Origin of the sequence: Sporofaciens sp. JLR.KK001, assembly GCF_036941055.1 — a bacterium.
GTDB lineage: Bacteria > Bacillota > Clostridia > Lachnospirales > Lachnospiraceae > Sporofaciens.
The window spans coordinates 1,905,945-1,931,576 of record NZ_JAYMNO010000001.1; the positions used below are offsets into that span (position 1 = coordinate 1,905,945).

The window sequence follows — 25,632 nt, forward strand, 5'->3', positions numbered from 1 at the left end:
ACATGGATATGGAAGTAGCAGGGAAGAAGGTCCTGGTATTTGGTTCAGGGATCAGCGGAATCGGTGCGGCAGCTCTTCTGGTCAAACAGGGGGCCGAGGTCGTACTCTATGACGGGAATGAGAAGCTTACAGAAGCAGAGGTCCGAGAGAAGCTATCGGGGGACAGCCGTGTGAGGATCGTGATCGGTACGCTTCCGGAGGAACTGCTTCATACGCTTGATATCGCCGTATTAAGTCCGGGGGTTCCGACAGATCTTCCGATGGTGGAGCAGATGCGCGGGCACGGGATCCTGATCACTGGAGAGGTGGAGCTTGCCTATGAGGCAGGGCAGGGAGATGTGCTTGCGATCACCGGAACCAACGGGAAGACGACGACGACGGCTCTGTTGGGAGAGATCATGGAGGGATATCGGGAGCATGTATTCGTGGTAGGCAATATCGGCAATCCTTATACGGCGGCGGTCGGGGAGATGACGGAGGATGCGGTCACGGTAGCGGAGATGAGCAGCTTCCAGCTAGAGACGATCATTGACTTCAGGCCGAAGGTCAGCGCGATCCTGAATTTTACGCCGGATCATCTGAACCGGCATCATACGATGGAAGCATACGTGAACGCGAAGAAGAATATTGCGAAGAACCAGACCGGGGAGGACTATTGTATCCTGAACTATGAAGATAAGCTGACGCGGGAATTTGGTGAAAATATAGAGGCGCAGGTTCTATATTTCAGCAGCCGGCGTAAACTAGAACAGGGGATTTATCTTGAGAACGGCGAGATCATCTACCAGAACGGCGGGAGGATACCAATCTGCCGTGTAGATGAGCTTAGTCTTCTGGGAACCCATAATTATGAGAATGTTATGGCGGCATCAGCCATGGCGCTGGTGTACGGTGTGCCGGCCGATATCGTAAGAGCATGTGTGAAGTCGTTTAAGGGTGTGGAGCACCGGATCGAATATGTGGCGGAGAAGGATGGCGTTGCTTATTATAATGACTCCAAAGGGACGAATCCGGATGCGGCGATCAAGGGGATTCAGGCCATGAACCGGCCGACAGTGCTGATCGGCGGCGGGTATGACAAGGATTCTGTCTATACTGAGTGGATCCGAAGCTTTGACGGCAAGGTCAGGAAGCTGATCCTTCTTGGAGAGACGAAAGAGAAGATCGCAAGAGACGCGAGAGAATGCGGTTTCGCAGACTATGTGTTTGCAGAGACATTCGAGGAGGCGGTGCTTGAGGCAGCCAGGACGGCGAAACCAGGGGAAGCGGTGCTTCTGTCGCCGGCATGTGCAAGCTGGGATATGTTTTCAAGCTATGAAGTACGCGGAGAGAAGTTCAAAGAGATTGTAAATTCCTTATAAGGAGTGGCAGATATTGACACAGTCTAACAGCAGAAGGCTTGATTATACACTTCTTACCGCGTTATTCATGCTCGTGGTCACGGGGCTTGTGATCCTCTACAGTACGAGCGCGTATAACGGTGAGGTGAAGTTCCATGATTCGTTTTATTATCTGAAGAAGCAGGTGTTTGCGACGCTGCTTGGGATTGCCGGGATGTATGTGGCAGCTAATATGGATTACCATGTGTGGAGGCATGTGGCGGTACTGGGATACCTGACGGCGATTCTATTGTCAGTGGCGGTCTTGTTTATCGGTGACGAGATCAATGGGTCCAAAAGATGGCTGTCTTTGGGGCCTTTTTCTTTTCAGCCGTCGGAATTCGCCAAGGTGGCCGTCATTCTGTTCCTTTCCCATATGGTGACGAAGAATGCGAAGGATATCGGAAAGATGCGGACCATGATCAAGATCATGGTGTCGATCCTGCCCATTGTAGGTTTAGTAGGGGCGAGTAACTTAAGTACGGCGATCATTATCCTAGGGATCGGTGTCATACTGATCTTCGTGGCAAGTCCCAAATACGGACAGTTTGTGTTCATGGGGCTCCTGGGGATCGGCTTCATGGCAATCTTCCTGGCGCTTGAGAGCTACCGCCTGGAGCGGCTTGCGATCTGGCGGAATCCGGAAGCCTATGAGAAGGGATATCAGACATTGCAGGGGTTGTATGCCATCGGTTCCGGAGGGCTGTTCGGACGGGGACTTGGAGAGAGTATCCAGAAGTTGGGATTCGTTCCGGAGGCGCAGAACGATATGATATTCTCTATTATTTGTGAAGAGCTGGGGCTGTTTGGAGCCGGGTTTATCCTGATACTATTCCTGATATTGATCTGGCGGTTCTTCGTGATCGCGACTCATGCGGGAGATCTGTTCGGGGCGTTGATTGCTACAGGGGCTATGGGACATATGATGATCCAGGTAATTTTGAATATAGCGGTGGTCACCAATACGATCCCCAATACAGGGATTACGCTGCCCTTTATCAGCTACGGCGGTACGTCGGTTGTATTTCTTCTTGCGGAAATGGGGCTTGTATTAAGCGTGTCATCTCTGGTAAAATAAGGCAATTGACAGAACAGGGGAAGGGATATATGAGAGATAGAGAGAGCCCGGCAAGGGAGCGTCCGGGAGAAGGACCAAGGAAGAAGAGAAGGAAGAAGAGATCGCACAGGCTCTATGCATTTGCCGTGCTGTTGTTTGGATTCGCGATCATTGTGCTGGCTTTCCTGCTTCTCTTCCATGTGCAGAAGATAGAAGTGAGCGGGAATGATTATCTGACAGAAGGGGAGATCATAGATGCGGTCCAGGATGACCGCCTGTCTAAGAATTCTCTGTATATTCTGGGGAAATACGCCGTGGGCAGGGGGACGGTGCTTCCGTGTCTGGATCAGATGAAGGTCCGTATGAAGAGCCCCTGGGTCCTGAAGGTTGAGGTGAGGGAGAAGCCGATCGTCGGTTACATACAGAACGGTGAGAAGTATGAGTATTTTGACAAGGAAGGTCTTGTGGTCTTCGAGTCTTCCGCGCTGAAGGAAGGACTTCCATATATAGAGGGGATAGAGGTGGGAGAGATCAGGCTGTACCACCGGCTAAAGAGCGGTGACACAAGGATCTTCGAACAGATCCTTGAGACTTCCAGGGAAGTGACCAAGTACGAGCTGGTTACTGACAGGATCGTGTGTGAAGAGGATAATATCTGTCTGTATGTAGGCAATGTCAGGATCTGTCTGGGAGAGAGCGTATCTTCTGCGCAGATCGCGCAGATCGAACCGATCCTTGAGAAACTGGGGAATCAGGAAGGGACGCTGCACTTAGAGCATTATTCTGAGATGAATCAGACGATTACATTTGAGGCGGGCCCTGTCATGCAGGAGCCGCCGGCAGATACCCAGGAGGCGGGTACAGAGTAGGCGGTTAGAAGAAAATTAAGAAAAATGGCGGAATTCTATTGATATTTTACACAAAAGTCTATATTATATAAGTATATATGGCAAAGAACACATTTCATTTGCTTTATGTGTGGGATGTATGATATATAATAAGGATAACAAAGGAGGAGAAACCCTTGCTAGAAATTAAAACGAACGAATCAGAAGCGGCGGCAAAAATTATTGTTGTTGGAGTCGGAGGAGGCGGCAATAATGCCGTGAACCGTATGATCGATGAGCAGATTGCCGGTGTTGAATTTATTGCGATTAATACAGACAAGCAGGCGCTTCAGTTGTGCAAGGCGCCGACGCTGATGCAGATCGGAGAGAAGATCACCAAGGGGCTTGGAGCGGGAGCAAGACCGGAGATCGGAGAGAAGGCGGCAGAAGAGAGTGCAGAAGAAGTATCTTCAGCGCTTAAGGGAGCGGACATGGTGTTTGTTACCTGCGGTATGGGAGGCGGCACCGGTACGGGAGCGACGCCGGTCGTTGCCAGGATAGCGAAGGAATTAGGAGCGCTGACAGTCGGTGTTGTTACGAAGCCGTTCCGTTTCGAATCGAAGACACGTATGAATAATGCCCTCTCAGGGATAGAGAAGCTTAAGGAGAGTGTAGATACACTGATTGTGATTCCCAATGATAAGCTGCTTGAGGTGGTGGACAGGCGTACCACGATGCCGGAGGCGCTTAAGAAGGCGGACGAGGTATTGCAGCAGGGTATCCAGGGTATTACCGACCTGATCAATGTACCTGCGCTGATCAACCTTGATTTTGCCGATGTCCAGACTGTTATGACGGACAAGGGTATTGCACATATCGGTATCGGACAGGGCCGCGGTGACGACAAGGCTCTTGAGGCCGTGAAGCAGGCGGTTTCCAGTCCGTTGCTTGAGACGACGATTGCCGGAGCATCCCATGTTATCATCAATGTATCAGGTGATATCACTCTGATGGATGCCTCAGATGCGGCCGAGTACGTACAGGATCTTGCGGGAGAGGATGCGAATATCATCTTTGGCGCGATGTATGATGATTCCAGGACAGACGAAGCTACGATCACAGTGATCGCAACCGGTCTTCACAACGTAGGCGGAAGCGCCTCCAAGCTCAAGTCAAGGCTTGAGACGCCGAGGAATTCAACGATCGCCCACGGCGGAGTGGAGATGCGTTCTCCTGTATACGAGAGACCGCTGCAGCCGGGCGGACAGGGCGGTGCCAGACTGGACTACGGGATGGGCGCGCCTAAGGCGGGCGGCGCAACCGCGATGCCAAGGCGTCCGGTAGGCGGTACGTCTCCTTCTCTGGATACGCCAAGGACTCCGACCAGCAAGGTGAAGGAACAGTCCATTAAAATACCTGATTTCTTTAAGAAATAATATTGCGGTATCATGTTAATACAGAAGATTCGGGCATGTTTTCAGTGTCCGGGTCTTTTTGTAGTTAGACTTACACCGGCGTTCGGTATCGCATGGTTTTTCATTCTGTGAACGCCGGTATGTCGAATATTTCGGGAGAATGTGAGCTTAAATTCTGTGATTCGAGTGGATTTGACAAATTGTGTCAGAAATTTCCAGTTTATTCTCTTATAATTCTTTCTTTTATGCCAAAAAAGGATACCAAGTCTTGTGTGTCTGATCGAAGTAATTCCCACAAATCCATTTTCTAAATATCTATATCTTGTGGTTCTTTTGGACTGTCGAACGATAATTGTGATTCACCCCACCATATGACAAAATCTTTTCGCATCAGCTCGTATAATTAATCTTGCTTAAGTACCAATCGATTTTGTGTCACTGATCGTTAAAGGAAGGAAGAAGGTGGAACGTGTATTATGAATTATACATAGACGTATTTTTCCTGGAGAATTTTATGATGGATGTCATCCTTCTGGGGGTTACCGGCAGGATGCTGAAATACTCCGCCTCCTTTGGGTGTATCGTCCTGGGAGCGGCGGCGGGAGCGTTTCTGACTTGTCTGATCATATGTATTCCGATTCCGTATGCGCCGGTAAAATTCATATTGTTCCATGGCCTGCCCGGCGTCGCAATGATAGGAATCGGGCTTGGGATACGGGGCGTGGGGGAGTTCGCGAGAGCGTGGGTGCTGCTGTATATCTGCGGCTTCCTGACAGGCGGCGTATTCCAGTTCCTGGGGCAGTACGTACGGATAGGGAGCTTTTTCATAATACTGGCAGGCTTAAGCTTCTTGGCGGTATCAGGGATCTGGAGTCTGCTTGTATATCTGGCGAGACAGAGCCATTACAGGTGTCAGGTGGTCCTTCGCAAGGGACCAAGGAGCCGGCGGGTGCAGGCGCTGATCGATACAGGCAACTGTCTGAAGGATGATATTACAGGGAAACCGGTCAGTATTATTGATAAAAAAGTTGCAGAGGAACTCTATGAAGGAAATGACTTAACAGGAATACGGTATATTCCATATCACTCTATCGGAAAAGCGGAAGGTGTAATGCCATTGATCACGCTGGATGGGATGTATGTATGCAGAAAAGAAAAGGAATGGATTGAGAAGCCGCTTGCGGCCATCTGTGAGGAGGATATGACGGCTGACCGTTATGAGATGATTTTGAATCCCGATATTTTCGGGAGCGCTGATTAACTGTGGAATGAAAGATATGACGATCGGCCTGCGATGCGGGCCGGTTACAACAGGAGGAGTAGATTATGGTAATAAGAGTTGCAGTACCGCATCATTTTAAATTAAAGGTAGTACCGGACTTTCGGACTTTGTTTTTTCCGGATAAGAGAGACATACACTATATCGGCGGTTCGGATATCCTGCCGGCGCCGCTTGATACAAGGGAAGAGACAGAGGCGATCAATGAGCTGGGATCCGAGGATGACGAGACGGCGAGGAAGCTTCTGATAGAGCACAACTTAAGGCTGGTGGTATATATCGCGAAGAAATTCGATAACACCGGGGTCGGAGTGGAGGATCTGATCTCTATTGGGACGATCGGGCTGATCAAGGCGATCAATACATTCAATCCGGATAAGAATATCAAGCTTGCTACCTATGCTTCGCGCTGTATAGAAAATGAGATCCTGATGTATCTTCGGAGAAATAATAAGACGAAGATGGAGGTATCCATCGACGAGCCGCTGAACGTGGACTGGGACGGCAATGAACTGCTGTTGTCGGACATTCTGGGAACGGAGGAGGATACGATCTATAAGGATCTGGAAAATGAGGCGGAACGGAAGCTTCTGATCAAGGCGATCAACCGTTTGTCCGGGAGAGAGCGGACCATCATAAAGATGCGCTTTGGCCTGGGAATGCCCGACGGGGAGGAGCGGACTCAGAAGGAGGTTGCGGACCTTCTGGGGATCTCCCAGTCCTACATATCGCGTCTGGAAAAGAAGATTATGCAGAGATTAAAGAGGGAAATGGTGAAATATTCGTAGAAAACAGATAGAAATGTCGATATTTTCAGAAAAATAGTGCAAAATGCTCCAAGAAGATGCTATAATAAAAAGAAAAAGGGGTTGAACGTATGAGACTTAGCTTTATTGGAGCGGCCCATGAAGTAACAGGAAGCTGTCACTATTTGAATGCGTGCGGGAAGAACATCCTGATTGACTGCGGTATGGAGCAGGGACCTGATCTGTATGAGAACCAGGAGCTTCCTGTTCCCGCAGGAGAGATTGATTTTGTTCTGCTGACACACGCGCACATCGATCACTCCGGAAAGATCCCGCTCTTGTGCCGGCAGGGATTCAAAGGAGAGATCGTCACAACATTTGCTACGTCGGATCTGTGTAATATCATGCTCCGTGACAGCGCCCACATTCAGGAGTTTGAGGCGGAATGGCGGAACCGTAAGGGCAGAAGAAGCGGGGAAGAAGCTTTTGAACCGCTGTATACGATGGAGGATGCGGACGCGGCGATCAAGCTGCTTGCCCCATGTGATTATGAGCAGCGGATCACACTGTGTGAAGGGATCGATGTACAGTTCCATGATATGGGACATCTGCTTGGCTCTGCCAGCATCGAGGTATGGATTACGGAGGACGGGGTCACGAAGAAGGTGGTCTTCTCCGGAGATGTGGGGAATGCGAATCAGCCGATTATCAAGGAACCGCAGATGGTCAAGGATGCGGATTATATCGTGATCGAATCTACATACGGTGACAGAACACACGGCGATGTGGTACCGGATTATATCGGAGAGTTCACGAGGATCTTGAGGGAGACATTCTCAAGGGGCGGCAACGTCGTCATCCCGTCTTTCGCGGTTGGGCGTACACAGGAGCTTCTGTATTTCATCCGGGAGATCAAGGAGAGGGATCTCTTGCCGGAGTTTGCGGGATTCGAGGTATATGTGGACAGTCCGCTTGCCATAGGGGCGACGAATGTATTTAACAAGAATGTAAAGTCCTGCTTTGACGAGGAGGCGCTGGCGCTGGTAGAGCGGGGGATCAATCCGCTGCTGTTCAAGGGACTCAAGACGACGATCACAAGCGATGAATCGAGGATGATCAATTTCGACGAGAAGCCCAAGGTAATCCTGTCGGCATCGGGTATGTGTGAGGCAGGACGAATCCGGCATCATCTGAAGCATAATCTGTGGCGTCCGGAGTGTACCATCTGTTTCGTGGGCTATCAGGCATTTGGGACGCTGGGGCGCGCGCTGATCGAGGGCGCCGAGAGTGTGAAGCTGTTCGGTGAGAATATCACGGTGAACGCGAAGATCGAGGTGCTTAGAGGCATCAGCGGACATGCGGATATGAACGGACTGCTGGACTGGCTTGGAGGATTTGAGAGGCGGCCGGAACGGGTCATCGTCGTACACGGCGAGGATACGGTTACAGATCATTTCGCGCAGTTGGTGGAGGAGAAGTTCGGCTATCCGGCGTTTGCGCCGTATTCGGGCGGGACGATCGATCTGATGACAGGCGAGATCCTGACCGAAGGCATGAAGGTTCCGAAGAAAGCGGTGCAGAAGCCGGCTGTCACACGTGCGGTTCATGCATTCCAGCGCGTGGTTGCGGCGGCAAAGAGGCTGCTTGAGGTGGTATATAAGAACGAAGGACTGGCGAACAAGGAGCTTGCAAAGTTCGAGACGCAGATCCAGAATCTAGCGGATAAGTGGGATCGATGATGTTTCGCTTGTCAAGGACTAAAACTTTTTTTATTTTTTGAATAAGCGAATATGACTCCTGCCAAATGAGAATCATTTTACTATACAAAGATTCATATTTATTCATTTGGTAGGAGGATTTTCGATTATGGCACAGGGAAAAGTAGAGATATGCGGAGTGAATACGGCGAAGCTTCCGGTCTTGAAAGAAGAAGAGAAGGAGGCGTTGATTGCGCGCATCAAGGCGGGCGACGCTAAGGCGAAGGAAGAGTACATCAAGGGGAATCTCAGGCTTGTGTTAAGCGTGATCAAGCGTTTCGGCGCAAGTAACGAGAATCCGGACGATCTGTTCCAGATCGGCTGTATCGGGCTTATAAAGGCGATCAATAACTTTAACACAGAACTGGATGTGAAGTTCTCCACTTATGCCGTGCCGATGATCATCGGTGAAATCAGGCGTTATATGCGAGACAACAATTCGATCCGGGTCAGCCGTTCGCTGCGTGATACCGCGTATAAAGCGATCTATGCCAAAGAAAATTATGTGAAGCGCAACCTAAAGGAACCCACAGTCCAGGAGATCGCGGAGGAGATCGGGATTTCAAAGGAGGATATCGTATTTGCGCTGGATGCGATCCAGGTGCCTATGAGCCTGCAGGAGCCTGTCTATAATGACGGCGGAGACGCCCTCTATGTGATGGACCAGATCAGCGACACTAAGAATAAAGAAGAAAAATGGGTAGAAGACCTCTCCTTAGAAGCAGCCATGGAGCACCTTGGAGAGCGGGAACGCTACATTATCAAGCTTCGATTCTTCGAAGGCAAGACTCAGATGGAGGTAGCCGAAGAGATCCGCATCTCCCAGGCTCAGGTCAGCCGCCTGGAGAAGAATGCCCTCCGCATCATGCGCCAATATCTGTCTTAAATTAGGAAAACGTCATCCCTTGCAGCCTGCTGCAGGGGATTTGCTATATTAACATATATGAAAAAGTCCCTCTCCCCTATTGCATTTTTTCTATGTCTATACTATGATTAGTGCATGGAGGATATTTATTTTATGAAAGCATGTATATTTGATCTGGATGGTACGCTGACTGACACGCTGGAATCTTTGACTTATTCTGTGAACAAGACGCTTGGGGAGATGGATCTGCCTCCGATCACGGCGGATGAGTGCGAGAGTTTCGTGGGTAACGGTGCCAGGGTTCTGATGGAGTGTTCGCTTCGTGCGGCGGGCGAAGAGAATAAGGACAGACTTGAAGAAGCGATGGAGAGATATGGACGCATATTTGACGCCAACTGTACATATCATGTAACACCCTATGAAGGCGTGGAAGAGATGTTAAGAGGTCTGAAGGAGAAGGGAATCCGGCTTGGAGTTCTGTCTAATAAGCCGCACCGGCAGACTGTGAAGGTAGTCAGGGAGATATTTGGAGAAAATGTATTTGACTTCGCGCAGGGGCAGCAGGAGCAGGTTCCAAGGAAGCCGGATCCGGCGGGCGTACTCCGTCTTCTTGAGGAGATGCTGGTGACCAGGGATGAATGCCTGTATGTGGGAGATTCAGAAGTAGATATCCAGACAGGAAGGAATGCCGGGGTAAGGACCATTAGCGTGACATGGGGGTTTAGAACCAGAGAGGTACTGGTGGCTGCGGGAGCCGGGACGATCATAGACAGACCGGAAGAGCTGCTGCGGTTGGTGTAAGAGACTCTCGGGATTTGTGGGTCCTGTTTTTGAGAGTACACGAATGGCTAAGGGAGGTTAAATAAGATGTATGAGTATGATGAAGATTGTTTGAAGGCCTTTATAAGGAACCAGAGAAGACTGTTTGACGAACCGGTAGCGGAGACTCTGGAGGAAGCGGAAGCATTTCTTGAGGATTGTATGGCAGTGGTGGTCGACAGTATCGATGAAGTGAGAGATTTCCTTGAAGAAGAGGGAGTAGATGTCGAGGGAATGTCTGCGGAAGAGCTTGAGGAAGCATCGGAAGTATTCGCGATCCCCGGAGGAAGATATCTGATCGTGGAAGGATAACAGCATATTAAAAGCCGTAACTACTTGGTAGTTTCGGCTTTTTTCAGTGCTTCTTCGATGGCGTTGATGATGACCTGGGATGTGTATGGGTTGCTCTCGGAATACTGGATATTCTCCAGGGATTGATTGTCGTACACCTGTTCTGCGATATCTTCGATCGCCGGTTGGATCAGAGGGAACATGGTCGCCACGGTCTCATCCAGGTTGGAGAACCGGATGGAATTGATGTGGGATTCATCCACGGTCACTTCCACTTCCAGTGCGGTGTTGTTCAGCGTGACGGTAGAAGTATAGACTCCCGGCATGTATTTTTCTTCATGGATGCTGGTTCCTCTATTCTTGGGAAGGAACATGAACAGAAGCAGTACGATCAGTATGACGGCCAGCGTGGCGAAGACTGCTGTGTAGATGATTTCCTTCATATGCAACACAACTATTTTTGTTTTGGAACTCATAAAAGACCCCCCCTGTATTGAGTATGATATGTTCTTTTTTATAATGTATGAGAAAAGAATCGAAATTATTCGTTTCTTTTACGTGACAAATCCGTTCTGTTCTTGTATAATAGGAATCCGAGGTGAATAGGATGTTTATAATTGTAGGACTTGGGAATCCAACGCTGCAGTATGCAGGTACCAGGCATAATGCAGGATTTGATGTCATAGATGTCCTTGCGGACAAATATAATATTGCTGTAGACAGCAGAAAGAACCGTGCGTTTGCCGGAATGGGAATGATTAAGGGCCAGAAGGTGATACTGGCAAAGCCTCAGACATATATGAATTTGAGCGGAGAGAGTGTGAGAGGGTTTGTGGAGTATTATAAGGTCATGAAAGAAGACGAGCTTCTGGTGGTCTATGATGATGTGAGCCTGGATATGGGACAGCTCCGTATCCGTAAGAAGGGAAGCGCGGGCGGCCACAACGGTATCAAGAATATTATAGCAAATCTTGGGACTGAGGTATTTCCAAGGATCAAGGTAGGTGTGGGAGAGAAACCCAAAGGGTATGATCTGGCAGATTATGTGCTTGGACATTTCTCCAAGGCCGAGAGGAAGGTTATGGCGGAAGGATATGAGAAAGCAGTCAGCGCCATTGAGCTGATCCTTGATGACGGAATAGTGGCGGCTATGAATATGTATAACAGAAAAGCGAAGCCTAAGCCTAAGGAGGCATAAGAGATGCAAGCCTTGATCAGGCCATTGAAGGAATTGGCAGAGTTCGAAGAGCTCTGCAGGAATCGGACAAAAGGACCGGGGATGATACGCGTAAGCGGATGTGTCAGTTCCCAGAAGACCCATATGATGTATGCGCTCAGCGATGGCTTAAAATACAAAGTCATTGCTTGTTCTGGTGAGTCGAAGGCGAAGCAGATCTATGAGGAATACCGTTTCCTGGATCCGCAGACATATTTCTATCCGGCCAAAGACCTTCTGTTCTACCAAGCAGACCTTAGAAGCAAGGAATTGTTAAGACAGCGCATGGAGGTGCTGCAGGCGGTGGCGGAAGGCGGATCTCTTACGGTAGTAGCCAGCTTTGACGCGTTCATGGATTCGCTGATTCCCAAGGAACAGCTTGGGGAGAGATTCCTCCGCATTAAGAATGACAGCGCTGTTAACCTTGAGGATCTTCAGAGAGAACTGACAGATTTGGGATATGACAGGGAGGTTCAGATCGAAGGCCGCGGGCAGTTCTCCGTCCGGGGCGGTATCCTTGATGTGTACCCGCTTACGGAGGAATTACCTGTGCGTATTGAGCTCTGGGGAGATGAGGTGGATTCTATCCGGACGTTTGACGTGGAGACGCAGAGATCCATTGAGAATCTGACAGAGATCTCCATCTGTCCTGCTATAGAATTCCCGCGGGAGGGGGAACGGAGGGTGTCGTTTCTGGATTATTTTCCTGCGGATGAGACGATTCTGTTCTTGGATGAACCGGTGCGCTTAGTAGAGAAGGGCAGGGGCGTGGAAGAGGAATTCATGGAAGCGCAGAAGAAGCGGGTAGAGAGCGGATATGAGATGGCGGACGGTGAGGTCAGGCTGTATTCGGCGGAAGAGATTTTAGACCGGATGAACGCCTACAGCAGTATTGGTTTTCTTGCATTGGATATGCGGTGTAAGGAACTGGTTTCCAGGGAATCTTATAGTCTGCAGACGAAGAGTGTGAACCCGTACAACAGCAGTTTTGACATGCTTACTCAGGATTTAAAGCGGCTTAAGAGGAACGGATACCGGGTGATACTCCTGTCCGGGTCCCGGACCAGGGCGAAGCGTCTGGCAGAGGATCTGAGGGATTATAATTTAAGCAGCTATTACAGTGACGATATGGACCGGGAAGCAAGTCCCGGGGAGATTATGACGGCATACGGGCATGTGGCCTGCGGGTACGAGTATCCGATGCTGAAATACACGGTGATCTCGGAGACAGACATCTTCGGGAAGGTAAAGAAGAAGAAAAAGAGAAAGCTCTATGAAGGGCGGAAAATACAGGATTTCGCGGAGCTGAAGCCGGGTGATTATGTGGTTCATGAGAATCACGGACTTGGGATCTACCAGGGGATCGAGAAGATAGAGGTCGACAAGATCTCCAAAGATTATATGAAGATATCCTATGCCCAGGGCGGGAATCTGTATATTCCGGCAACCCAGCTCGATCTGATCCAGAAGTATGCCAGCGCAGATGCGAAGAAGCCGAAGCTTAACAAGTTAGGTACCCAGGAGTGGAACCGGACGAAGACAAAGGTGCGGGGCGCCGTAAGGGAGATCGCAAAGGATCTGGTGAAGCTGTATGCTGCCCGGCAGAATCAAGAGGGGTATGTGTACGGGGAGGATACCGTCTGGCAGAAGGAATTCGAGGAGATGTTTCCGTTCGAGGAGACAGAGGATCAGCTTCTTGCTATCGAGGCGGTCAAGCGGGATATGCAGAGCCATAAGATCATGGACCGCCTGATCTGCGGAGATGTGGGGTACGGTAAGACAGAGATCGCGATCCGTGCGGCGTTCAAAGCCGTACAGGAGGATAAGCAGGTAGTATATCTGGTGCCGACAACGATCCTTGCACAGCAGCATTACAATACGTTTTTGCAGCGGATGAAGGATTTCCCGGTCCGGGTGGACTTGATGTGCCGTTTCCGGACTCCGGCGCAGCAGAAGAAGACGGTAGAGGATACGAAACGGGGTCTGGTCGATATTGTGATCGGGACTCACCGGGTGCTTGGGAATGACATCAAGTTCAAGAATTTGGGTCTTCTGATCATCGATGAGGAGCAGCGGTTCGGCGTTCAGCATAAAGAGAAGATCAAGCAGCTTAAGGAGAACGTAGACGTGCTGACGCTGACGGCGACGCCGATTCCGCGGACACTCCATATGAGCCTTATAGGGATCAGGGATATGAGTGTCCTTGAAGAAGCGCCTAATGACCGTATGCCGATCCAGACCTATGTGATGGAATATAATGACGAGATGGTGCGGGAAGCGATCGAGCGGGAATGTGCAAGAGACGGCCAGGTATATTACGTCTATAACAGGGTGGAGGATATTGCGGAGATTACTGCGCATATCCAGAAGCTAGTCCCGGAGGTTACCGTGGAATTCGCCCACGGGCAGATGCGGGAGCATCAGCTTGAGAAGATCATGTATGAATTCATCAACGGCGAGATTGATGTACTGGTATCAACGACGATCATTGAGACGGGACTGGATATCTCCAATGTCAATACTATGATCATCCACGATGCGGACCGGCTGGGGCTGTCCCAGCTATATCAGCTCAGAGGAAGAGTGGGGCGGTCCAACAGGATGGCCTATGCATTCCTTCTGTACCGCAGAGACAAGATGTTAAAGGAGATCGCGGAGAAGCGCCTGGCAGCAATCCGGGAGTTTACCGACCTTGGTTCGGGATTTAAGATCGCCATGCGCGATCTCGAGATTCGGGGCGCCGGGAATCTTCTGGGAGCAGAGCAGCACGGGCATATGGAAGCGGTGGGATATGATATGTATTGCAAGATGCTCAATGAGGCGGTAAAGCATCTGAAAGGCGAGATGGAAGAGGAGACGTATATGACGACTCTGGATCTGAATGTGGACGCTTATATTCCGGACAGCTATATTCCCAATGAGTATCAGAAGTTGGACATCTATAAGCGTATTGCTGCTATCGAGAATGAGGAAGAGAAGGACGATATGGCGGAAGAACTGACGGATCGCTTTGGAGACATTCCAAGGAAGGTCGAGAAGCTTCTTGAGGCGGCAAGCCTTAAGGCTATGGCGCACCGCGTATATGTGACTGCCGTAGAGCAGAAGGGTGAGAGTTATTATTTTACTATGTATGAGAAGGCGAAGATACAGTCCCAGAAGATTCCGGAGCTTATGAAGAAATTCAATGGAGAGCTGTCTATCAAGGCAGATACGTCCAATCCCTGTTTTGTCTATGAGAGGAAGGGCAAGAATAAGAAGGATAAATCATCAGATGCATTGTCAGTTGTGAAAAATGTGTTAATTGAGATGAAGGGATTGCTTGAGCCATAAAAAAGCGATATAATAAAGTCTGTTTATATACTTAAGGAGGTTTTAGAGAGATGAAAAGGAAGATAGTGATGCTCATAATGGCAGGGATGCTGACGGTGACTTCCCTTGCCGGCTGCAGCTCATTTAAGCCAGAGGATGTGGTAGCAACGGTAGAGGATCAGGAGATCACGGCGGAGGTTGCGAATTTCTATGCGAGATATGTGCAGGCGCAGTATGAGACATATTATTCAGCATTTCTTGGAGCGAATATGTGGGAATCCGAAGCTTCGGAGGGTAAGACCTATGAAGAGTCGGTCAAGGATTCCGTCTTGCAGACCTTGGAGGATATGGTGCTGTTAGAGCAGCATATGAAGGAATATGAAGTGTCCATTTCCGAGGCTGAGGAGCAGGTGATCAAGGATTCGGCGAAGGCGTTCGACGAGGTGAATGCCTTGGAGGACAAAGAGAAGGTATCCGGCTCTGAGACAGCGGTGGAGCGTGTACTGACTCTTATGGCGATCCAGCAGAAGATGCAGGATGCGATCCAGAAGGGGGCAGACATGGAAGTGTCCGATGAGGAGGCCGCACAGAAGAGCATGCAGTATGTAGAATTCGCTTATACCGTCGAGAGCGAAGAGGATGCCGAGGACGAGGAAGATGATGAAGAGTCCAGAGAGATGACGGACGAGGAGAAGAAAGAGGTCCAGAAAAAGGCTGAGGAATTTGCCAAGGCTGCCAAGGGTGAGAAGGATTTTGAAGCTTATGCGAAGGGCAAGGAGTTCGAAGTGAAGAAGGCAACCTTCGACGCCGAGTCTATGTCTCCGTCAGAGGAGCTGATCAAGGCGGCGGACAAGCTGAAGGAAGGCGAGACGACCGGAGTGATCAAGACGGATGACGGATGTTATGTTGCCAGAGTGACAAGCCTTCTTGACCGTGAGGCGACCGATGCGAAGAAGGATACCATCGTCAGCGAGAGAAAGCAGGAATTATATACGGAGACCTGTGAGAAATGGCGTGAGGATGCGAAGATATCGGTAAATGACGAAGTATGGGGGAAGATTGGATTCAAGGACCTGAAGGTTACGATGAAAGAAGTGAAAGAGGATCCATATTCCAATGCTGTCCAGACGGACGATGTGGCAGATGCCCAGGATGAAGCCGAGGAGAATGCGGAATAGGGCTTTCTAAGTATGATGAGATACGGCCTGACCGCAGTAGGTATATGATACCTCTGTCAGGCCGTATTCTCTGCAAACTAAGTGCACCTTACTATTGCATGAAGGAGGTGAGCAGGTCATTCACCAGCTTGCCGTCTGCCTTCCCCTTGACCTTGGGCATCAGGACTTTCATGATCCTTCCCTTGTCTTTGGAGACAGGAGCTTCGATCCCAAGTTCTGCGAGGGTTGCGTTTATCACCCCGCGGATCTCGGTCTCATCCATCATCTTAGGAGCGTACTGCTCAAGAACAGCGAGACGTCTGGTACATTCTTCGATGATGTCGGTGCGGTCGGCGGGTGTCATCTCCAGCGCCTCTTTCGTCTGCTTGATCTCCTTAAGGACAACCTGGATTTCCTCTTCTTCGGTCAGGTCTTCCCGTTTGTCAATTGCTTTATTCTTAAGGGCTGCAAGCAGCATGGACAGAGTCTCCTTGGTGTCTTTGTTACCTTCTTTCATGGCCTTGAACATATCAACGCGAACTTCTTCGATCTTACTCATATGAATCCCTCCTGAAATTAGTATGTCTCCATCATTATACAGGATGACGGTTGATTCTGCAAGGTATATGGTATGCCCTGTTCAGACACGAAATCACTGCATTCACGCAATATCTGTTGATTAGACGGTGCAAATTTGTTACCATAGGTTCAACAGAAAGGAAGTGAGCATATGGTGATACAGGACAGTTATATCACGATTGCCTGGCTGGTGTTTCTGATCATCCTGCTGATCGTCGAGATCATTACGGTGGGGCTTACGAGTATCTGGGCGGCCGGCGGGGCGTTGGCGGCGCTGATCCTGAATATCCTTGGACTCTCGCTGATGTGGCAGGTGGCTGCGTTCTTTGCTGTAACCTTTGTACTGCTGATCTTCACGAGACCGTTTGCGGTGAGATTCATCAATACGCAGCGTGAGAAGACGAACTATGAGGGGATCATCGGCAAGACCATCCGCATCACGGAGAGAGTGGACAATATCAGGCAGACAGGGATGGCAAATGTAAACGGCCAGGAATGGACGGTACGGGCGGAGAGGGATGACCTTATTCTGGAACCGGAGATGTTGGCGAAGGTAGTGAACATATCAGGCGTAAAGCTGATAGTAAAAGAGTATGAGGAGGAATAGGAATGGAAGGTATCGTTGGGTTGGTAGTAGTTGTTATAGTTGTGTTGATCGTATTACTGCTTCTGATCTCCTGTATTAAGATCGTGCCGCAGGCGAAGGCAATGGTCGTGGAGCGTCTGGGAGCGTATCAGGCAACCTGGAGTACGGGGCTTCATTTTAAAGTGCCGATCATCGACAGGGTTGCAAGAAGAGTGGACTTAAAGGAGCAGGTCGTTGATTTCGCGCCGCAGCCGGTGATCACGAAGGATAATGTTACCATGCGGATCGACACGGTAGTGTTCTATCAGATCACGGATCCGAAGATGTTCTGCTACGGTGTTGCGAATCCGATCATGGCGATCGAGAATCTGACAGCGACGACGCTCCGTAATATCATCGGTGATCTGGAACTGGATCAGACATTGACCTCCAGAGAGACCATCAACACGAAGATGCGCGCCTCCTTAGATGTGGCGACAGACCCGTGGGGGATCAAGGTGAACCGTGTAGAGCTTAAGAACATCATCCCGCCGGCAGCCATCCAGGATGCGATGGAGAAGCAGATGAAGGCGGAGCGTGAGCGCCGCGAGGCGATCCTGCGTGCGGAAGGTGAGAAGAAGTCTACGATCCTGGTGGCGGAAGGCCAAAAGGAATCTGCGATCCTGGATGCGGAGGCTGAGAAGCAGGCAGCCATCTTACGCGCAGAGGCTCAGAAGGAAGCTATGATCCGTGAGGCGGAAGGTGAGGCTGAGGCGATCCTTAAGGTTCAGAAGGCGAACGCGGACGGTATCCGTTTCCTGAAGGAGGCAGGAGCCGACGAGGCTGTGCTTACTATGAAGAGTCTGGAGGCATTCGAGAAAGCAGCTGACGGCAAGGCGACGAAGATCATTATCCCGTCGGAGATACAGGGGATCGCAGGCCTTCTAAAGAGCGCCAAGGAGGTAATGACTGAGTAACAGAAGTCTTGATTATGGACAGAGTGTAGACAGGGAAGGGAGGCAGCGCTATGACACATGTATTGATTCTTGAGGACGACAAGGCTTCTATGGAGGCTCTCGGGAAGATCCTTACAGAGTATTCGGAAGAAATCTGTGTCCACGCCGCCTCTTCTTATCCTGAGGCGAAGGAGCTGCTTGACGGAGATATCCGGTTCGGCCTTTTCCTCCTGGATGTGAATTTGGGAGGAGAGAACCGGGAAGACATCGGAGGCATCTTGTTTGCGAGAGAGATCAGAGAGAAGTTTTGCTATACATTTACCCCTGTAGTCATGGTCACGTCTGTGGGGGCGATGGAGATGCAGGCATACAGGGAACTGCACTGTTATCAGTATATCATGAAGCCGTTTCGTCCAGAACAGGTGATAGAGGTCGTTAGGAAGGTCCTTGACCGGGATAAGCAGGAGGAGCCGCCGTCTGTGGTGGTGAAGCGTGACGGGGTCAATTATCAGGTCAGGTGTGAGGAGATCCGCTATATAGAGGCGGTGCACCGCGGAATCCGGCTTCATATGAAGGGTGAGACCTGGGATGTGCCTTATGTGACGCTAAAACAGATCTTACTGAAGGTTCCGGGAGAGATGTTCTTACAGTGCCACAGGATATTTGCCGTGAACCGGCGGGAGGTGGAGTATTATGATACGGTGAACCGTATCGTGAAGCTTAAGGACTGTGCGGACGTGATCGAGATCGGTGTGACTTACAAGGCGGAGATCGGGAGGATTGTCAGTGGTAAGCTGGGTTAGAAGATTTTTATATCGTATATTTTGTGTGATCGCGCTGCTGGTATCCGTCTATCTGATCGTGGATTTTCTGGTCAGCGGTACGTTTGATTACAGGATCTTTACCATGTTCCTCTTATTGGTTGTGGTGGAGATCTGGGGGATCATCGACTGGCGGAAGAACTATCTTATGATGCGGCAGAAGGAATCGGAGCTTAAGCTGTATCAGCATTATATCAGGCCTCTGGAGGAATTGGTGAAGGAGATCCGTGCCAAGCAGCACGAGTTCGACAACCATGTCAATGCGATCCTGAACATGCATCTGACGGTGGGGGACTATGATGAACTGGTGGCGCGTCAGTCCGCGTATATCACGGAGGTGCTGAGGGATGATGACAGCAGGAGATACCTGCCGCTGCTTAGGATCAGCGACAAGGTACTGGCGGGATTCCTCTACAGTAAGATCGTCCGCGCGCCGTCTTATGTGAAGACAGAGGTGAATGTAAAGAGCCTGGAGATCATATCCGGCATCTCGGAGCACCATCTGATCGAGATTGTAGGTACTCTGGTGGATAATGCCTATGAGGCCTGTACCGAGGAGCTGAACCAGATATCCATGGAACTGGATTCGGAGAATGACAGGCTGGTGTTCCTGATCCGCAACCAGGTCTGCGGCATGAAGATGGAGGACGTCAGCAGATTCTTTGAGAAGGGATATTCTACGAAGCAGGATGCCGACAGGCACGGGCTTGGGCTGTATAATGCGAAGCTGCTGGTTGGGCGGTATCACGGAGATATCACGGTGAGTCTTGATAAGGCAGACGGGAAGGATACCATCAGCATGAAGGTTGTTGTGTAGAAAGATGTTTTGCAGACTATGGAAATATAACACGGAGGAAGGATGCGAGTCCTTCCTTTTTTCGTGGATAATGAGCCAGGCGGGTTACTGTTCACGGTGCCTTGCACTCCGCTGCAAGGCATCCGGCCAGTAAAATCGCGGTTTCAGGCGGAATAATTTTAAAGATAGGTGTGTTAGTCCTTTTTATATGTGTTACAATATATACAGAAGTTTTTATGTGAGAGTTCTGTGGATTGGTATATGAGAGGGTACGATGAGAAATCACGAAGTAACAGCAAGGCAGCCGTTGTTGGATGAGGATGGATATTTGAGAGAACCTGGCTGGTCTAAGCGGCAGGTGCAGGTCTATGACCGGTCGAAGATCAAGGCGCCGGCATTTCGTATCAAGGAGTGGGATTATTATCTTGTGTTAAATGAAGATTTTGCGGGGGCATTTACCATATCGGATGATGGGTATATCGGATTGCAGTCGGTGTCTTTGCTGAATTTCAAGGAAGGATGGGAGCATACGGAGACGATCCTGAATCCATTTACCATGGGGCGTCTGCATCTTCCATCTTCTTCGGAAGAGGGGAATACGGTCTACCATGATAAGCGTCTGCACATGGAATTCCGCAAAGAGGGAGACAGAAGGAGGATCCTGTGCAGGTTCCGTGATTTCTGGCAGGGGAAGGAATTGGAGTGCAATATTACGCTTCGTGAGCCGATGATGGATACTATGGTGATCGCGACCCCCTGGAAGAACAAAAGGGCGTTCTATTATAATCAGAAGATCAACTGTATGGCGGCGAGCGGCAGCATGCGGTACGACAATAGAACATATACTTTTGATCCGGCGAAGGATTTCGGGACGCTTGACTGGGGACGGGGCGTGTGGACCTATGATAACAGATGGTATTGGGGGTCCGGCAATTGTATGATAGAGGGGAAGCCTTTTGGGTTCAACATCGGATATGGTTTCGGAGACACGGAGGCGGCGTCTGAGAATATCTTATTCTATGATGGGAAGGCGCATAAGCTTGACGACGTGACCTTCCATATCCCGGCGGATGATTATATGAAGCCGTGGAGATTCACCTCCAGCGACGGAAGGTTCGAGATGGATTTTGTTCCGGTACTTGACCGGGCGGCGAGGACCGCGGCGGTGATCATAGAGACGGACCAGCATCAGGTATTCGGACGGATGAGCGGTAAGGCTGTGCTGGACGACGGGAAAGTGATCGAGCTTAAGGACTTGATGTGTTTTGCGGAGGATGTGCATAATCGGTATTAGGAACATGTTAGAATTTTAATTAGGAAGTGTTCATATGTTATGTGAGTGGTGGAAGAAGAGAAGGAACGGATTATATATATTGATCTGTGCGATTTTTGTAATGAGCTGTCTGCCTGTTCTGCAAGGTCAGGCAGAAGAGAAGAAGGAGGAGAAGATATACTGCGCTGCATTTGGTGACAGTATTGCCAAGGGCTATGCAGGAAAGAAGCAAGAAGATCTGCAGAGTTATCCGCAGTTGATTGCGGACGCAGTGTCGGAGGAGACCAGAATTCCAACGGAATATGTGAATTATGCGAAGAACGGGCTGACTTCGGTAAGGCTGAATTCAGATGTCCTGAGTACGGAAGAAACGGCTGCCTCTCTTGAGAGGGCAGACATCATTACGCTGACGATCGGCGCCAATGATCTGATGCAGGAATTCAAGCTTACGGTACGGGAGATTCTGGAGACGGATCAGAGATTCACCAGTGCATATGATGCATTTGATGCGCTGCAGGAAGGGATAGAGGGGAATCCGCTGTTGGTAATGAGAGTATTGGGAATGCTGGAAGACTGGGATTATGCGGCGTTTGATGAGCAATGGGTTGCGGCGATGAAGACGATCTCGCAGTATAGAAAAGACGGCTCTCAGCTTGTGGTGACGGATATCTATAATCCAGTCAACCAGTTTGAACTTCCCGGGACGATGAACATGGTAGTAGATGAGGTGATCCAGAATATGAACCAGGTTATGTATGATCACGCGGAGGAATACGATTATCATGTGGTGGATCTGTTTGAATCTGAGATCTGTGAGCATACCCAGAGGGACGGACTGCACCCGGATCAGGAGGGACAGAGATTGATCGCCGGGCTTGCGATGGAGAAGATTGATACCGGGCGTTTTATGGGGGAGCCGGAAAAAGAAATAGAGAAGACGGAGCCGGCCAGGAAGAGTATTGGGCGTACGATCCTTGGCAATATCAGAAAGGTGATTATATTGACGGCGGCAGCCGTGATATTGATTGCGGGAGGAATCTTTGTCTGGAGGAAGAGGCGGCGGAAGGCTGATACACCGGATGATAAGTAGCAGACAGTGCAAGCCAGGAACGGGCGGTTGTCTGGATGATGTAATATTAAATTAAATAATTCCGAATGAAATATTCCCATATTTCGGTATAAAATTCCTTCGCTTACAGATAATAGTATCATCGTAACGAGTGATATGAAATCTACAGATGGAGGAATTGATATATGAAAGCCACGGGTATTGTAAGGAGAATCGACTAATGCGTTATAATAGGACAAGGTTAAGGAAGCCGCATAAATGCAGGGTTTTCGCTGATTTTGTCCAAACTAAAACACAGGGAATCCGGCGGCAGATTGACCAAATACATAGGAAAGGAAGGTTTGCTATAAGGATTCAGAAAGACTCTGTAAGTGAAAATTGCCACAGGGGGCCAGGCCATAGTGATTATCGGCCTGGCTTTCTTTATACAAATGAAATAAAGATAGCCTGAAAGGTTATGGAAGATATAGGAATATGGTTTCTCCCATAGATATTGATTTTTCTCCCAAATATGGTTACAATATGGGAGAAAAGGAAGGAGATGAGGCACATGCGGGAATTTGATTATGTGAAACTGAAGGAGCAGTTGTGGGATAGCGAGATTCTGTCCTATGTAGCGCAGATTCATGAATATAAAGGACGGCAGGAATTATATATCCAGCAGAAACCGGTAGAATTAGAGCGGCTGGTGGAAATTGCAAAAATACAGAGCACAGAAAGTTCCAATAAGATTGAGGGTATCGTGACCACGAGTAGCAGGATCCGACAGCTCTGTGAAGATAAAACAGCGCCAAGAAACCGGGATGAAAGAGAAATTATGGGGTATCGTGATGTGCTGAATATCATACATGAGAGCCATGATTATATACCTATCCGCCCTTCCTATATTTTGCAGCTGCATCGCGATTTACTGCAATATGCGCAGGAATCCTTCGGAGGGCAGTTTAAAAATACGCAGAATTATATTAGTGAAACCCGGTCAGACGGCTCCCAGTTTGTGCGCTTTACGCCGATGGCTCCCTATGAAACGCCGAATGCGGTAGATGCGATCTGCGAAAGTTATCAGAAAGCATTGGATATGCAGGCGGTTGACTCGCTGATTTTAATACCGATTTTTATCAATGATTTTCTCTGCATCCACCCTTTCAATGACGGGAATGGCCGCATGAGCCGTTTGCTGACAGCCTTGCTTCTATATCGTAATGGCTATGAGGTTGGAAAATACATCAGTATTGAGAGCAAGATTGAGAAAACAAAAAGTGTGTATTATGATGTGTTGGAGCAGACATCCCAGAAGTGGCATGAGGCAGAAAATGATCCGGCGCCTTTTATCAAGTATCTTCTGGGGATTATTCTTAGCTGTTATCGTGATTTTGAAGAACGGGTTGACATGATGGGGAAAAGAAGCACGGCGTATGATATTGTAAAAAAAGCGGTAGGAGATACGTTGGGAAAGTTCACAAAACAGGAGATATTAGAACACTGTCCAAGCCTGAAAAGTTCTTCTGTGGAAAGCGCTTTAAAAAAATTGCGGGAGGAGGGATTTATTGAAAAGCATGGCAGTGGGCGCAATACATTTTATGTGAATTCTCCCAGACAAGATTGAATATCTCCCAAAATCAATACTGATTTGGGATATATAGAATATGATTGGGAGAAAATATAGATAAGTTAAGAGCCAGATTGGGATATTCCATTCCGTCTGGCTTTTTTGCTTGTGCTGTTCGGTGAGTCTGGGGAGATAGCCCTGAAAACGTTGCTGGAGTCGGATAAGAGCCGGAGGCTTGAGTTCCGGTTTGATTCCATTTACCACCATATTTATTTCATGCCCATGGATGTGTGCGGCGTGCGTCAGCTTTCGATTCTGTCTGTCCCAGACTGGAAGGAAAAGCTGCTTGATTTATTGTTCGAGTGTGAAGTCAGGTCTTTTGACAAAGGGCTTTTTGAGTACGACGCCTGTGTGGACGGCGTATATATTTTATCGCATCTGGACGGTGACATTGCAAGACTCATTCGCTTCCGGGAAGGCATCCGTGATCAAACAGGAAGGTTTGAAATCCTGTGTTTTCCTCACCAGACTGACTTCCTTCGTGAATATCTGGGCCGGATGGTGAATATCAAAACCATCGACATGGAGGCGGTGGAAGCAGAGCTAGGACTGGAAACGCCTTTCTAATATTCCGTCATGCCCGGAAGTACGTGTAGCCATAAAGAAAGGAGGAGTTTACTTGGCAGATAAAAAGAGAAAGGCTGCCATATTCGCTGCTGCCATACTGGGATGCGCAGCGCTGTTGTATCTTGGCGGAATGCTTGGCCAATTGCTTGGAAATTACATGGACTGGATGGCGGCAGATGGGTTTGCCGGCCAGGTTGAAATGGAACCAGTAGATTGGAACCCGTTGGTCTGCATCCCGCAGGCATTTACTGTTAACGGTCTCAAATCAGGCAGGGTGAGCGGGTTCTCGGTGATGCGTTGGTAATAGGCATTTCTGGACGCATCAGGATAAAGGCCATGGATGACCGGTGCGATGAGGGCAAGCCGGAACTGTGCCATGGCGGCAGCGTCCGAAAGGTTCTTTTGTTTGTTGTCCATAAAAATATCCTCCTTAAATGGTTTTCTGCCATTATAAAGGAGTTCCCTCAGGGAGACCATGCCTGGTCGTGTGGTCGTGGAAAAGCAGTTCAGGGACCGAACACTTGTTGGCAGTAAGACGCCGGATTTTTATGGGACTGGAGGAAGGATTTTGCAAAACGGCGGACAAAGGCGGAAGCAAAATCAGAATAGGAGGGCTGGGAGAACAGTGTCTTCAGGAAGGAGAGGGAAGAGACTTCCATAGAGGAAAGTGCCCCGAGCCATTCTTCCTTCTGCACCAGGAAGAGTTCCAGAAAACGGTGCAGTTGGGAAAGGGTGATGGAGAAACGCCTGCAGAGGCCCTCTATAGTAGAGAGGTGCAGGAAATACTCTGCCAGGACACGGAGGATGAAGAACAGGCCGTAGCCGGAATAGGGGATGATGAAATCCGGGAGGATGGCATGGGTATGGCCGCAGGTGCAGATGAGGCGAAGGATGCAGAGGCTGTGTCGGACAGGGGCGCCATCTATGAAATCCACCAGGGAACGGTCATAATAGGCATGGATCTTGCAGCTGCCTGCTGCCCCACAGAAGGGACAGGTCTGCAGCTGGGGACGGAATCCAACCATGAAAGACTCAAATAGTGCTTTTGATGAAGTTTTTATATGGATCAGCTTGCAAAATAGGGAGTTTTCTCTTATCATAGTATATGTCGGTAGTGCCAAAGCCTCACGAGTGGGACATGATCCCGTATATGGCAGGCACGCTGGTGTGAGAGAAAGAACAAACTGTAGGAGGTTGGTGTTCTTTCTCTTTTTTTTGTTCCAAAAAAACTATATCGGAACAGGCAGGAATGGTCAAGAGGAAAATGCGCCGTTTCCTAC

The 25,632-nt window shown here is 49.4% G+C and carries 25 protein-coding genes and 1 pseudogene; 22 read left to right on the forward strand and 4 right to left on the reverse strand.

The window, feature by feature from the left end; translation table 11 throughout:
- Positions 1 to 8 precede the first annotated feature (8 nt).
- The 10 genes from murD (at position 9) to VSQ62_RS10175 (ending at position 10,456) form a co-directional block, all read left to right on the forward strand.
- Entirely contained in the window at positions 9 to 1,361 is a 1,353-nt protein-coding gene (gene murD / locus VSQ62_RS10130) for a UDP-N-acetylmuramoyl-L-alanine--D-glutamate ligase (RefSeq protein WP_334634715.1), read from the forward strand.
- Positions 1,362 to 1,371: 10 nt separating this feature from the next.
- Positions 1,372 to 2,457, forward strand: a complete 1,086-nt coding sequence (locus tag VSQ62_RS10135; protein ID WP_502957815.1) for an FtsW/RodA/SpoVE family cell cycle protein — start codon at positions 1,372 to 1,374, stop codon at positions 2,455 to 2,457.
- A 29-nt stretch (positions 2,458 to 2,486) separates the two neighbouring features.
- Positions 2,487 to 3,305, forward strand: a complete 819-nt coding sequence (locus VSQ62_RS10140) for a cell division protein FtsQ/DivIB (RefSeq protein ID WP_334634719.1) — start codon at positions 2,487 to 2,489, stop codon at positions 3,303 to 3,305.
- Between the two features lie 155 nt (positions 3,306 to 3,460).
- Complete coding sequence (ftsZ, locus tag VSQ62_RS10145; protein ID WP_334634721.1) at positions 3,461 to 4,699, forward strand: cell division protein FtsZ; 1,239 nt, start codon at positions 3,461 to 3,463, stop codon at positions 4,697 to 4,699.
- A 448-nt stretch (positions 4,700 to 5,147) separates the two neighbouring features.
- Positions 5,148 to 5,939, forward strand: coding sequence for a sigma-E processing peptidase SpoIIGA (locus VSQ62_RS10150; protein ID WP_334634722.1), 792 nt, complete (start codon positions 5,148 to 5,150; stop codon positions 5,937 to 5,939).
- 65 nt (positions 5,940 to 6,004) lie between these two features.
- The gene (sigE, locus tag VSQ62_RS10155) at positions 6,005 to 6,745 is read left to right on the forward strand and encodes an RNA polymerase sporulation sigma factor SigE (protein WP_334634724.1); all 741 of its coding nucleotides are present in this window, start codon (positions 6,005 to 6,007) and stop codon (positions 6,743 to 6,745) included.
- 89 nt (positions 6,746 to 6,834) lie between these two features.
- Positions 6,835 to 8,442 carry an MBL fold metallo-hydrolase RNA specificity domain-containing protein gene (locus VSQ62_RS10160; protein WP_334634725.1) on the forward strand — a complete coding sequence of 536 codons (1,608 nt, stop codon included), beginning with the start codon at positions 6,835 to 6,837 and terminating at the stop codon, positions 8,440 to 8,442.
- A gap of 127 nt (positions 8,443 to 8,569) precedes the next feature.
- Entirely contained in the window at positions 8,570 to 9,346 is a 777-nt protein-coding gene (gene sigG, locus VSQ62_RS10165; RefSeq protein WP_334634727.1) for an RNA polymerase sporulation sigma factor SigG, read from the forward strand.
- A 132-nt stretch (positions 9,347 to 9,478) separates the two neighbouring features.
- Positions 9,479 to 10,126, forward strand: a complete 648-nt coding sequence (locus tag VSQ62_RS10170) for an HAD family hydrolase (protein WP_334634729.1) — start codon at positions 9,479 to 9,481, stop codon at positions 10,124 to 10,126.
- Positions 10,127 to 10,192: 66 nt separating this feature from the next.
- Positions 10,193 to 10,456, forward strand: coding sequence for a glyoxalase (locus VSQ62_RS10175; protein WP_334634730.1), 264 nt, complete (start codon positions 10,193 to 10,195; stop codon positions 10,454 to 10,456).
- Positions 10,457 to 10,476: 20 nt separating this feature from the next.
- Here the strand turns inward: VSQ62_RS10175 and VSQ62_RS10180 are convergent, their stop codons facing one another.
- Positions 10,477 to 10,911 carry an FMN-binding protein gene (locus tag VSQ62_RS10180; RefSeq protein ID WP_334634740.1) on the reverse strand — a complete coding sequence of 145 codons (435 nt, stop codon included), beginning with the start codon at positions 10,909 to 10,911 and terminating at the stop codon, positions 10,477 to 10,479.
- A gap of 131 nt (positions 10,912 to 11,042) precedes the next feature.
- Here VSQ62_RS10180 and pth point away from each other — a divergent pair, with 131 nt between their 5' ends.
- Genes pth through VSQ62_RS10195 form a run of 3 tightly spaced genes read left to right on the forward strand, consistent with a single transcriptional unit; the run spans position 11,043 to position 16,138 of the window.
- On the forward strand, positions 11,043 to 11,633 hold the full coding sequence (gene pth / locus VSQ62_RS10185) for an aminoacyl-tRNA hydrolase (RefSeq protein WP_334634741.1): 591 nt from the start codon (positions 11,043 to 11,045) through the stop codon (positions 11,631 to 11,633).
- 3 nt (positions 11,634 to 11,636) lie between these two features.
- Entirely contained in the window at positions 11,637 to 14,981 is a 3,345-nt protein-coding gene (gene mfd, locus VSQ62_RS10190; RefSeq protein WP_334634742.1) for a transcription-repair coupling factor, read from the forward strand.
- Positions 14,982 to 15,031: 50 nt separating this feature from the next.
- Positions 15,032 to 16,138 carry a peptidylprolyl isomerase gene (locus VSQ62_RS10195; protein ID WP_334634743.1) on the forward strand — a complete coding sequence of 369 codons (1,107 nt, stop codon included), beginning with the start codon at positions 15,032 to 15,034 and terminating at the stop codon, positions 16,136 to 16,138.
- Between the two features lie 91 nt (positions 16,139 to 16,229).
- Here the strand turns inward: VSQ62_RS10195 and VSQ62_RS10200 are convergent, their stop codons facing one another.
- On the reverse strand, positions 16,230 to 16,676 hold the full coding sequence (locus VSQ62_RS10200; RefSeq protein ID WP_334634745.1) for a GatB/YqeY domain-containing protein: 447 nt from the start codon (positions 16,674 to 16,676) through the stop codon (positions 16,230 to 16,232).
- 171 nt (positions 16,677 to 16,847) lie between these two features.
- Here VSQ62_RS10200 and VSQ62_RS10205 point away from each other — a divergent pair, with 171 nt between their 5' ends.
- The 9 genes from VSQ62_RS10205 (at position 16,848) to VSQ62_RS10245 (ending at position 24,656) form a co-directional block, all read left to right on the forward strand.
- A complete protein-coding gene (locus VSQ62_RS10205) occupies positions 16,848 to 17,303 on the forward strand; it encodes an NfeD family protein (protein ID WP_334634746.1) in 456 nt (151 codons plus the stop codon).
- A 2-nt stretch (positions 17,304 to 17,305) separates the two neighbouring features.
- Positions 17,306 to 18,238: an SPFH domain-containing protein gene (locus tag VSQ62_RS10210; protein ID WP_334634747.1), complete on the forward strand. Its 933-nt coding sequence runs from the start codon at positions 17,306 to 17,308 to the stop codon at positions 18,236 to 18,238.
- 50 nt (positions 18,239 to 18,288) lie between these two features.
- Entirely contained in the window at positions 18,289 to 19,020 is a 732-nt protein-coding gene (locus tag VSQ62_RS10215) for a LytR/AlgR family response regulator transcription factor (RefSeq protein WP_334634748.1), read from the forward strand.
- Positions 19,004 to 19,855 carry a sensor histidine kinase gene (locus VSQ62_RS10220; RefSeq protein ID WP_334634749.1) on the forward strand — a complete coding sequence of 284 codons (852 nt, stop codon included), beginning with the start codon at positions 19,004 to 19,006 and terminating at the stop codon, positions 19,853 to 19,855. Before VSQ62_RS10215 ends, VSQ62_RS10220 begins: the two co-directional genes overlap by 17 nt.
- Before the next feature lie 253 nt (positions 19,856 to 20,108).
- Positions 20,109 to 21,128, forward strand: coding sequence for a DUF2804 domain-containing protein (locus tag VSQ62_RS10225; RefSeq protein WP_334634750.1), 1,020 nt, complete (start codon positions 20,109 to 20,111; stop codon positions 21,126 to 21,128).
- A gap of 34 nt (positions 21,129 to 21,162) precedes the next feature.
- On the forward strand, positions 21,163 to 22,197 hold the full coding sequence (locus VSQ62_RS10230) for an SGNH/GDSL hydrolase family protein (protein ID WP_334634751.1): 1,035 nt from the start codon (positions 21,163 to 21,165) through the stop codon (positions 22,195 to 22,197).
- Positions 22,198 to 22,726: 529 nt separating this feature from the next.
- The gene (locus VSQ62_RS10235) at positions 22,727 to 23,782 is read left to right on the forward strand and encodes a Fic family protein (RefSeq protein ID WP_334634753.1); all 1,056 of its coding nucleotides are present in this window, start codon (positions 22,727 to 22,729) and stop codon (positions 23,780 to 23,782) included.
- Positions 23,783 to 23,932: 150 nt separating this feature from the next.
- Positions 23,933 to 24,352 (forward strand): hypothetical protein, encoded by a 420-nt coding sequence (locus VSQ62_RS10240; RefSeq protein ID WP_334634755.1) that lies wholly within the window; start codon positions 23,933 to 23,935, stop codon positions 24,350 to 24,352.
- 52 nt (positions 24,353 to 24,404) lie between these two features.
- A complete protein-coding gene (locus VSQ62_RS10245) occupies positions 24,405 to 24,656 on the forward strand; it encodes a hypothetical protein (protein WP_334634757.1) in 252 nt (83 codons plus the stop codon).
- Here VSQ62_RS10245 and VSQ62_RS32630 read toward each other — a convergent pair.
- Positions 24,617 to 24,769: pseudogene (locus VSQ62_RS32630) on the reverse strand (DDE-type integrase/transposase/recombinase); the annotation flags it as partial. The gene VSQ62_RS10245 and the pseudogene VSQ62_RS32630 overlap by 40 nt on opposite strands.
- A gap of 89 nt (positions 24,770 to 24,858) precedes the next feature.
- A complete protein-coding gene (locus VSQ62_RS32420; RefSeq protein WP_350339911.1) occupies positions 24,859 to 25,452 on the reverse strand; it encodes a DUF6431 domain-containing protein in 594 nt (197 codons plus the stop codon).
- Positions 25,453 to 25,632: the final 180 nt, after the last annotated feature.

Bases quoted from the DNA above. Each gene is read 5' to 3' on its own strand.
- VSQ62_RS10175 (WP_334634730.1), top strand. From the start codon at position 10,193: ATGTATGAGTATGATGAAGATTGTTTGAAGGCCTTTATAAGGAACCAG.
- VSQ62_RS10200 (WP_334634745.1), bottom strand. From the start codon at position 16,676: ATGAGTAAGATCGAAGAAGTTCGCGTTGATATGTTCAAGGCCATGAAA.
- VSQ62_RS10210 (WP_334634747.1), top strand. From the start codon at position 17,306: ATGGAAGGTATCGTTGGGTTGGTAGTAGTTGTTATAGTTGTGTTGATC.
- VSQ62_RS10195 (WP_334634743.1), top strand. From the start codon at position 15,032: ATGAAAAGGAAGATAGTGATGCTCATAATGGCAGGGATGCTGACGGTG.
- VSQ62_RS32420 (WP_350339911.1), bottom strand. From the start codon at position 25,452: ATGATAAGAGAAAACTCCCTATTTTGCAAGCTGATCCATATAAAAACT.
- pth (WP_334634741.1), top strand. From the start codon at position 11,043: ATGTTTATAATTGTAGGACTTGGGAATCCAACGCTGCAGTATGCAGGT.
- mfd (WP_334634742.1), top strand. From the start codon at position 11,637: ATGCAAGCCTTGATCAGGCCATTGAAGGAATTGGCAGAGTTCGAAGAG.
- VSQ62_RS10225 (WP_334634750.1), top strand. From the start codon at position 20,109: ATGAGAAATCACGAAGTAACAGCAAGGCAGCCGTTGTTGGATGAGGAT.
- VSQ62_RS10140 (WP_334634719.1), top strand. From the start codon at position 2,487: ATGAGAGATAGAGAGAGCCCGGCAAGGGAGCGTCCGGGAGAAGGACCA.
- VSQ62_RS10160 (WP_334634725.1), top strand. From the start codon at position 6,835: ATGAGACTTAGCTTTATTGGAGCGGCCCATGAAGTAACAGGAAGCTGT.
- VSQ62_RS10205 (WP_334634746.1), top strand. From the start codon at position 16,848: ATGGTGATACAGGACAGTTATATCACGATTGCCTGGCTGGTGTTTCTG.
- sigG (WP_334634727.1), top strand. From the start codon at position 8,570: ATGGCACAGGGAAAAGTAGAGATATGCGGAGTGAATACGGCGAAGCTT.
- VSQ62_RS10230 (WP_334634751.1), top strand. From the start codon at position 21,163: ATGTTATGTGAGTGGTGGAAGAAGAGAAGGAACGGATTATATATATTG.
- VSQ62_RS10215 (WP_334634748.1), top strand. From the start codon at position 18,289: ATGACACATGTATTGATTCTTGAGGACGACAAGGCTTCTATGGAGGCT.
- sigE (WP_334634724.1), top strand. From the start codon at position 6,005: ATGGTAATAAGAGTTGCAGTACCGCATCATTTTAAATTAAAGGTAGTA.
- murD (WP_334634715.1), top strand. From the start codon at position 9: ATGGAAGTAGCAGGGAAGAAGGTCCTGGTATTTGGTTCAGGGATCAGC.
- VSQ62_RS10235 (WP_334634753.1), top strand. From the start codon at position 22,727: ATGCGGGAATTTGATTATGTGAAACTGAAGGAGCAGTTGTGGGATAGC.
- VSQ62_RS10170 (WP_334634729.1), top strand. From the start codon at position 9,479: ATGAAAGCATGTATATTTGATCTGGATGGTACGCTGACTGACACGCTG.
- VSQ62_RS10180 (WP_334634740.1), bottom strand. From the start codon at position 10,911: ATGAGTTCCAAAACAAAAATAGTTGTGTTGCATATGAAGGAAATCATC.